An 8,850-nucleotide genomic window follows, 5' to 3' on the forward strand; every position below is an offset into this window, starting at 1 on the left:
GCCTGCCGGAAATCCGGCAGGCTTTTTCGTGTGTGCTGATCGCGGCCTGATACGAAAGGCGATCAGTATTCCGTCGGCTTCTCGATGGTCAGCTTCGGCTGGCCGAGGGGATTGGGCGACTTCGGCGCAGGCGTTTGGGGCGGTGCCGTGACCGCATCCTCGGGCGCCCCCGAGGTGGGGGGGCCGTCGACCCGGGCGGGAGTCGACCAGATGGCCTCCGGCGCCGGGGTCCGCTTTGCCGCCGGTTTCGTTGGTTCCGCCTTTGTCCCGGACAAACCCACGGACTGGGCAAGCACGATCCGCTGTTCGCTGCGCAGCCCCATGGCCTTTGCCAGGGCCGGGGCGTCCAGGGACGCACGCACCACGGTGGCAAGCCCTTCCGAGGCGCAGAAGAGATAGACGTTCTGACTGATGGCACCAGCATCGGCGGCGGCGTAGAATGCCTTGTCCTCGCCCCTGGCCTCGCCCATCCTGCCGTAATCGGCCACATAGATCAGGTTCACGGGCGCTCCGGCCACGAAGGGCTGCTGGCCGGTCAACTCGCGGATGTCCACGGCACCCTTCCGGATGAGCCGGTGGCCCCGGGCGTCATAGAGATAGAAGCCGTCGGCTGTCGCCACATAGATGTCGATCTCCTGCCGGTTCATGGCCGAGGGGGCGGTCCGTCCCCCCGTATCGGGCCGGTTGATGCCGAAGGCGGCCCAGAGCAGGTCCGAAAGCCGGCGCGGAGACAGGGCCTCTTTGCTGAACTCCCGGGAGCTCTTCCGTTCCCGCAGGGCATCCATGAGGGGCGTGCCCCCCTCCGTCCGGGGAGGAGGCAGGGGGATCGCCCCGGACTCGTCGGCAAAAACAGCCACCGGTGCGGCAAGAAGAAGGCCGAGCGCCCCGGCCGCAACGATTCGTGCAACGCTCATCATGCTATTCTCCCTTCGGAACGTTCTCCGGATGGTGCCGCTCCGAAGAACAAAAAACGGGAGGCGGCACCCTGTCCGCCCCCCGCCTTCCCGTCAACCTCAGTGCTGCACGTCCTCGTCGCCGGGCTGCTGGGCAGCGGCCCGCAGGGCGGCCTTGTGCTGCTCCAGGGCATCCAGCTCGCGGACCTTCTCGCCGAGCCAGTGGTGGAGTTCACGGGCAGTGTGGTAGTTGAGCACCACGCCGGTGGGAACGAAACGGACAAGGCTCTGGGCGAAGTCTTCCGGCTCCACACTGGTTTCGGCGCCGATGGTGCCGCTGGGGGTCAGTTCGTGGGTGACCTCGTTGGGGAGCGGCGGGCGCTCGAGATAGAAGTTCACGACCAGGTCGCCCCGGGGGGAGATGCCGCCATGGGCGCCATTCACGTAGACCGGATTGTAATCATAGGTAAAGATGTACTTGAAGGTTACTTCGGGCTTCTTTGACACGAGCGCTTCTCCTTCCTTGCTGGGATTGGGTTGTGTCCCCGTATGTTCGCGGAAATCCGGCACCGTCATCGAAAAAAGGGGAGCCGCCCCATTGGCGGCCCCCCTTTAATACCACGTTCCCGTGACGGTTTCGAGTGTTTTTCGCTACGACTCGCTATGCCATCACGATCACAAGGTCTTCTTTTTCCACCTTGTCGCCTTCCTTGAACTTCACCTCGGCAACGGCGCCGTCTTCTTTGGCCTTGATGTTGGTCTCCATCTTCATGGCCTCGGTAACCATGAGGACGTCGCCCGCCTTCACGACGTCGCCCGCCTTCACGTTGAGCTTCAGGACCTTGCCGGGCATGGGGGCGCCGATGTGCTTGGCGTTCCCCTTGTCGGCCTTTTCCCGCTCGGCCTCGTCGGTCTGCACCGACTGGTCGCGCACCACCACCTGCCGCTGCTGGCCGTTAAGCTCGAAGAAGATGTGGCGGGTGCCGTCCGGATGCACCTTGCCGACCGCGTTGAGCTTGATGATGAGGGTCTTGCCCGGCTCGATGTCGATGGAGGTCTCCTGCCCCGGCTCCAGGCCGTAGAAGAAGATGGGGGTCGGGATGACCGAGGTGTCCGAATACTCCTGACGGTGCTTGTCGAACTCGGGGTAGACATGGGGGTAGAGCAGGTACGACATGAGATCCTTGTCGTTCACCGGGTGCCCCACCTTGGTCTCGGCCTCCAGGCGCTTCTCTTCGAAGTCGGCCGGCTCCAGGAGCTCGCCGGGGCGGCAGGTGATCGGCTCTTCTCCCTTGAGGATGATCTTCTGCAGCTCAGCGGGCCACCCCTGGTAGGGCTGGCCCAGCATCCCCTTGAACATCCCCACCACCGACTCGGGGAAGGTGAGCTCGTCCCCCTTGGTGAAGACGTCGTCCACGTCCAGGTTGTTTTTCACCAGGAACATGGCCATGTCGCCCACCACCTTGGAGGAGGGGGTCACCTTGACGATGTCGCCGAAGAGCCTGTTGACCTTGAAGTACATCTCCTTGCACTCCTCCCACCGGTCCAGCAGGCCGAGACCGGCCACCTGGGGCTTGTAGTTGGAGTACTGGCCGCCGGGGATCTCGTGGTGGTAGACCTCGGCGGTGCCGCTCTTGAGCCCCGACTCGAAGGGGGCGTAGTAGTCCCGCACCGTCTCCCAGTAGTTGGCCAGGTGCTGGAGCCCCTCGTCGTCCAGGGCCGGGTCCCAGTCGGTCCCCTTGAGGGCGGCCAGGAGCGCGTTCAGGTTCGGCTGGGCCGTGAGGCCGGAGATGGAGGAGAGGGCCGCGTCCACGATGTCGACCCCGGCCTGGCAGGCCATGAGCAGCGTGGCGTTGCCGTTGGAGGAAGTATCGTGGGTATGGAGGTGGACCGGGATGCCGATGTTCTCCTTGAGGGCCTTTACCAGCTTGTGGGCGGCCATGGGCTTGAGCAGCCCCGCCATGTCCTTGATGGCCAGGATGTGGGCGCCCATCTGCTCCAGCTCCTTGGCCATGGCCACGTAGTATTCCAGCGGATACTTGTCCCGCTTGGGATCGGTGATGTCGCCGGTGTAGCAGATGGCCGCCTCGCAGATCTTGCCGGTCTTGCGCACCGCCTCCATGGCCACGGCCATGCCCCTGGTCCAGTTGAGGGAATCGAAGACCCGGAAGATGTCGACGCCGCTGGCGGCGGCCTCCTCCACGAAGCGCTGCACCACGTTGTCGGGATAGTTGGTGTAGCCCACGGCGTTGGAACCCCGCAGGAGCATCTGGAAGAGGATGTTGGGGATCGCCTCCGAGAGCTTGTGGAGCCGCTGCCAGGGATCCTCCTTCAAAAAGCGCATGGAGACGTCGAAGGTGGCGCCGCCCCAGCACTCCAGCGAGAAGAGCCCGGCACCCAGGTACGAGGTGGGCTCGGCGATCTTCAGCAGGTCATAGGTGCGGACCCGGGTCGCCAGGAGCGACTGGTGGGCGTCCCGCATGGTGGTGTCGGTGATCAGGAGCTTTTTCTGCTCCAGGATCCACTTGGAGAGCCCCTCGGCGCCGAGCTTCATGAACAGGTCGCGGGAGCCGGCGGGCCGGGGAACCGTGCAGTCCACCTCGGGCACGCGGGCCTCGATCATCTCCGCGGACTTGAGGGGCTTGGCAATGCCGGCAGAGCCGTTCACGATGACGTCGCCCAGGAAATTGAGCACCTTGGTGGCCCGGTCCTTCTTCTCGCTGATGGCCAGAAGCTCCGGGTGCTTCTCGATGAATGACGTATCGCAGGTGCCGGCCAGGAAGACCGGGTGGGTGACCACGTTCTCCAGGAACGGGATATTGGTCTTCACGCCCCGGACCCGGAACTCCTGGAGGGAGCGGTTCATGATGTGGGCCGCCTCGTCGAAGGTGAGCCCCCACGAGGTGACCTTAACCAGGAGCGAGTCGTAATGGGGGGTGATGACCGAGCCGGTGAAGGCGTTGCCCGCGTCGAGCCGTACCCCGAAGCCGGCCGAGGAGCGGTAGGTGGTGATGGTGCCGAAATCCGGGGCAAAGTTGTTGGCCGGGTCCTCGGTGGTGATCCGGCACTGGATGGCATAGCCCCGCATGGCGATGGCCGACTGGTTCGGGACGTTGATGGGGGGGTCCGAGAGCTTCTTCCCCTCGGCGATGAGGATCTGGGCCTGAACCAGGTTCCTGCCGGTGATCATCTCGGTGACCGTGTGCTCCACCTGGATCCGGGGGTTCATCTCAATGAAGTACCAGTTCCCCTCCTGGTCCAGCAGGAATTCCACGGTGCCGGCGTTCACGTAGCCCACCTGCCCCGCGATCTTGAGGGCCGCGTTGCAGATCTCATCCCGCAGTTTCTGGGTCAGGGAGAGCGACGGCGCGAACTCCACCACCTTCTGGTGACGGCGCTGGATGGAGCAGTCGCGCTCGTAGAAGTGGACCAGGTTGCCGTGGTGGTCCCCCAGCACCTGCACCTCGATGTGCTTGGGATTCTCCAGGTAGCGCTCCAGGAAGACCGCCGGGTTGCCGAAGGCGGCCTTGGCCTCGCTGCGGGCCGCCACCAGCCCCTCCAGCAGCTCTTTCTTGTTGCGGGCCACCCGCATGCCCCGGCCGCCGCCGCCGGCAGCCGCCTTGATGATGATGGGATAGCCGTGCTGCTTGGCGAAGATGAGGGCTTCTTCCTCGTGCTCGATGGGCTCCTCGGTTCCGGGAACCACGGGCACCTCGGCGGCAATGGCCACCTTGCGGGCCGAGACCTTGTCGCCCAGGGCCCGCTGCATCTCGGCCCGGGGACCGATGAAGGCAATGCCGGCCCGCTCGCACGCCTCGGCGAACTCGGCATTCTCCGAAAGGAAGCCGTAGCCCGGGTGAATGGCGTCCACGTCCGCCCGCTTGGCAATGGAGATGATTTCGTCGATCCCCAGGTAGGCATCGATGGGGGCTTTCCCCTTGCCCACCAGGTAGGCCTCGTCCGCCTTGTAGCGGTGGAGGGACAGCTTGTCCTCCTCCGAGTAGATGGCCACCGTGCTGATCCCCAGCTCAGTGCAGGCCCGGAAGATGCGGATCGCGATCTCTCCGCGGTTGGCGGCCATTACTTTTCTGAACTTTCTCTTTTCCATCGGAACCTCCCCGGTTTTTACCTAAAATAAAACAAATACAACCTAATTAAAACTTTAGCCAAACTAAAATTATTTCGTTATTTTATATAGTTACAAGACCGCGCACGAGTAAACGAATAAATCAGATTGCCCCCACGTTGTCAACGATAAACTTGTGTTCTAAAATCAATCCATTCATTACATAAAACCTCACAACCGGCCGACCCGCCGACGCCGGCTCACGCCAGCGCGGCTGCCGGCGCCGGACCGCCCGGAACAACTTTTTTCGTTACACGAATACGCATATAGTGATAGTATCAAAGCGCTTTGCACCCTACCAAAGGAGATTTGACGGCAATGGACCTGACAAAGACACTGCGTGCGAACATCCTCTCCCTCGCGGCACTGGTTGCACTCTCCGGAGCGGCGATCGGGGCGGAGGCGGCACCCGCCAAGAAGGAAGACAAAACCGACAAGCCTGCGGCGGCCCCGGCCAAGCAGGAAGAAAAGAACGTGGCCCCCCTCGATCCGGCGGCGGTGGTGGCGAAGGTGAACGGCGTATCCATCACCCGCGCCGAGGTTGACCGGGCAAAGAAAGTCCTCCTCTCCCAGAACCGGATGACCCAGCCCATGACACCCGATATCGCCCAGAAGGTGGAAGAGGCGGCGGTGAACCAGCTCATCGCCAAGGAACTCCTCTACCAGGCCGGCAGGAAACTGGAGATCAAGGACCTGGACAAGCAGGTCCAGGAGCGGGTGAGCCAGGGCAAGGCCCGCTTCCCCTCCCAGGAAGAGTACCTGAAGACCCTCAAGAACATGGACATGACCGAGAAGGACGTTGAGACCTTCGCCCGGGAAGACCTGGTCATCAACAATCTGATCGAAAAAGACGTCGTGGCCAAGACCGCCGTATCCGACGAAGAGGCCAAGAAGTTCTATAACGACAACATCGACAAGTTCAAGCGGGACGAGACGGTGAAGGCGAGCCACATCCTGATCAAGGTGGAGCCCAACGCCTCCGCCGACGACAAGAAAAAGGCCAAGGAAAAGGCCGAGGCGATCCTGAAGCAGGTGAAGGGCGGCGCCGACTTCGCCGAAGTGGCCAAGAAGGAGTCCGGCTGTCCCAGCGCACCCCAGGGCGGCGACCTGGGCTTCTTCGGCAAGGGACAGATGGTTCCCCCGTTCGAGAAGGCCGCCTTCGCCCTGAAGCCCGGCGAGGTGAGCGACGTGGTCGAGACCCAGTTCGGCTACCACATCATCAAGCTGACCGACAAGCGCCCCGCCGAGACCGTCACGTTCGAGGAGACCAAGGACCGGATCGTTCAGTTCCTGAAGCAGCAGAAGGTTCAGGAAGGGATCAGCGAGTTCGTGGAAGGCCTGAAGAAGAAGGCAAAGATCGAGATGGCCAACAAGTAACCCTCACCGGTTCACGGCGTGCGCAGCACGCAAAAAGGCCCGTCCACAGCGACGGGCCTTTTTTGTATCTGCACCCCGGGACATCAGGACTTCGGCGCATCCTTGTCAGTCCCGATCCTGTCCATGAACATCTTGATGAGGTCGATGGGGACCGGGAAGATGGTGGTGGAGTTCTTCTCCGCGGCCACCTCGGTGAGGGTCTGGAGGTAGCGGAGCTGGAGCGAGGTGGGCTCGGCGGCCAGGACCTTTGCCGCCTGGGCCAGCTTTTCCGATGCCTGGTACTCGCCGTCGGCGTGGATGATCTTGGCCCGCCGCTCCCGCTCGGCCTCGGCCTGCTTGGCAATGGCCCGCAGCATCTCCTGGGGGAGGTCGATGTTCTTCACCTCCACGGCGGTCACCTTGACCCCCCAGGGCCCCGTGTGGCGGTCCAGGATCTCCTGGAGCTCCTTGTTGATCTTTTCCCGGTTGGCCAGGAGCTCGTCCAGCTCCACCTGCCCCAGGACGCTCCGCAGGGTGGTCTGGGCCAGTTGGCTGGTGGCGTACAGGTAGTTCTCCACCTCCACGATGGCCTTCTGGGGCTCCATGACCCGGAAGTAGATGACCGCCGACACCTTGACGGTCACGTTGTCGTGGGTGATGACGTCCTGGGGGGGCACATCCAGGGCCACGGTCCGCAGGGACACCCGCACCAGCTTGTCGACCCCCGGGATGATGAAGAACAGCCCCGGCCCCCGGGCCCCGGCCAGGCGGCCGAGCCGGAACAGCACCCCCCGCTCGTACTCGGGGAGAATCCTCACGGCGCTGGCCACGAACATGATCAGCAGGACGATGAGGAACATGAACGGCACGTAGTTGAAAATATCGAACATGGAAAACCTCCTTAAGAAGCCGGGACCCGGAATCGGTGACCGGGGACCGGGAAAATCCGGGTCATGGGAGTACGCAACAAAATGAATGTCAAGGGGCCGGCATCCGGTTTCCAGTCGTTGCTTCCAAGCCGTTACCGGTCCCGGATCCCGGCCTTTTTCACTTTGACCCTCATCCCGTCCACCGCGACCACGGTGACCCGGTCCCCCTCGGCCAGGGGCTCGTCGCTCCAGGCGCCCCAGTATTCGCCGTGGATGAACACCCTTCCCTCGGGGTTCACGTCCGACAGGGCCCGGCCGGTCTCCCCCACCAGTCCCTCGCCGCCGGTGGTGGGCTTTCGGCGATGGGCCCGGACCGCCATGGTGACCGCGAAGATCGAAAAGGCCGACACGGCAGCCACCGTCACGGCGATTACCTGCCAGGATACCCGGAGATAGGGCTCCGGCGAGTCGAAGAGAAGGATCGATCCGAGAACCATGGCAATGACGCCTCCCACCGTCAGCATGCCGCCCGAGACGACCTTGATCTCGGCGATGAAGAGAATGAGCGCCAACAGGATGAGGAGCACGCCGGCATAGTTCACCGGCAGGGTCTGGAAGGCGAAGAAGGCCAGAATCAGCGCGATGCCGCCGATGACGCCGGGCAGGATCACGCCCGGGGTCGACAACTCGAAGAACAGCCCCAGGAACCCGAGCATCATGAGGACGTAGGCCACGTTGGGGTTGCCGATGGCGTCGAGGATCCGCTCGCGGGTCGTCATCTCCGCCTCCCGAACCGGAGCCCCGGCCAGCCGCAGGACCCGGTCGCCCTCCGGACGGGGCACCGGGTGCCCCTCCAGTTGGGCGAGGAGAGCGGACCGGTCGACGGCGATCAGGTCAACCACCTTCTCCTCCAGGGCCTTTTCCGCGGGGAGCGACAGGCTTTCGCGCACCATCCGCCGCGCCGCCTCGGCATTGCGCCCCCGACGGGAAGCGATGCCGTCCACGTAGGCCTCGGCATCGTTGAGCACCTTCTGCTCCATGACCTTGTCCTGCTTCTCGCCGATGGCAACGGGATGGGCCGCGCCGATGTTGGTCCCCGGTGCCATGGCGGCGATGTCGGCCGCCAGCGTGATGACCGCCCCCGCCGAGGCGGCCCGCGCCCCGGCCGGCGCCACGTAAACCGCCACGGGCACGGGGCTGGCCAGGATGTCCTTGACGATCTCCCGCATGGCCGTGTCGAGGCCGCCGGGGGTATCCATCTCCACCAGCACGAGCCGGTCCCCCTTACGGGCCGCATCGTCCAGGTTCCGCTTGAGGAATGAGGCGGTGACCGGGTTCACGGCCCCCCTGAGGCCGACCACCCGCACCTCGCCCCCGCTGGACGCCAGGAGCGCCGCGCCGGTGCAGATCATGAGGCACCAGGCAATCAGCGCGCCGATCCGGATGCCCCGCCGGGATCCCGCCATGGCCGGAACGGGGGCTCTCATGGGAAGCTCGCCACGACATACTCCCCGATCTTCAGGGCATCGGCCGGCGGGATCATCGCTTCGCCGAAGGCGGGCATGCCCGGCCCCGGGTTGCGGATGTAGGCCGCCACGTCCCGGGC

6 protein-coding genes are annotated in these 8,850 nt (G+C 64.1%); 1 reads left to right on the top strand and 5 read right to left on the bottom strand.

Annotated features, from left to right (window positions below):
* Window positions 1-62 precede the first annotated feature (62 nt).
* The 3 genes from AC6CDK_RS08555 to AC6CDK_RS08565 form a co-directional block, all read right to left on the bottom strand.
* The gene (locus AC6CDK_RS08555; RefSeq protein ID WP_226048269.1) at window positions 63-914 is read right to left on the bottom strand and encodes a SagB/ThcOx family dehydrogenase; all 852 of its coding nucleotides are present in this window, start codon (window positions 912-914) and stop codon (window positions 63-65) included.
* A 99-nt stretch (window positions 915-1,013) separates the two neighbouring features.
* Window positions 1,014-1,400, bottom strand: a complete 387-nt coding sequence (locus AC6CDK_RS08560) for a hypothetical protein (RefSeq protein ID WP_010943064.1) — start codon at window positions 1,398-1,400, stop codon at window positions 1,014-1,016.
* A 154-nt stretch (window positions 1,401-1,554) separates the two neighbouring features.
* Window positions 1,555-5,001, bottom strand: coding sequence for a pyruvate carboxylase (locus tag AC6CDK_RS08565; protein ID WP_039643555.1), 3,447 nt, complete (start codon window positions 4,999-5,001; stop codon window positions 1,555-1,557).
* Window positions 5,002-5,337: 336 nt separating this feature from the next.
* Between AC6CDK_RS08565 and AC6CDK_RS08570 the strand changes: the two genes are divergently transcribed.
* Window positions 5,338-6,396 (top strand): peptidylprolyl isomerase, encoded by a 1,059-nt coding sequence (locus AC6CDK_RS08570; protein ID WP_066357179.1) that lies wholly within the window; start codon window positions 5,338-5,340, stop codon window positions 6,394-6,396.
* Window positions 6,397-6,479: 83 nt separating this feature from the next.
* Here AC6CDK_RS08570 and AC6CDK_RS08575 read toward each other — a convergent pair whose 3' ends face one another.
* Entirely contained in the window at window positions 6,480-7,265 is a 786-nt protein-coding gene (locus tag AC6CDK_RS08575; protein ID WP_010943067.1) for a slipin family protein, read from the bottom strand.
* 131 nt (window positions 7,266-7,396) lie between these two features.
* Entirely contained in the window at window positions 7,397-8,731 is a 1,335-nt protein-coding gene (locus tag AC6CDK_RS08580) for an NfeD family protein (RefSeq protein ID WP_192905247.1), read from the bottom strand.
* Window positions 8,732-8,850 lie beyond the last annotated feature (119 nt).

Source organism: Geobacter sp. PheSNFMC, assembly GCF_059620965.1.

What these genes read in the sequence shown, in the direction of transcription:
- AC6CDK_RS08580 (WP_192905247.1), bottom strand. Translation starts at nt 8,731, where the DNA reads ATGAGAGCCCCCGTTCCGGCCATGGCGGGATCCCGGCGGGGCATCCGG.
- AC6CDK_RS08575 (WP_010943067.1), bottom strand. Translation starts at nt 7,265, where the DNA reads ATGTTCGATATTTTCAACTACGTGCCGTTCATGTTCCTCATCGTCCTG.
- AC6CDK_RS08570 (WP_066357179.1), top strand. Translation starts at nt 5,338, where the DNA reads ATGGACCTGACAAAGACACTGCGTGCGAACATCCTCTCCCTCGCGGCA.
- AC6CDK_RS08565 (WP_039643555.1), bottom strand. Translation starts at nt 5,001, where the DNA reads ATGGAAAAGAGAAAGTTCAGAAAAGTAATGGCCGCCAACCGCGGAGAG.
- AC6CDK_RS08555 (WP_226048269.1), bottom strand. Translation starts at nt 914, where the DNA reads ATGAGCGTTGCACGAATCGTTGCGGCCGGGGCGCTCGGCCTTCTTCTT.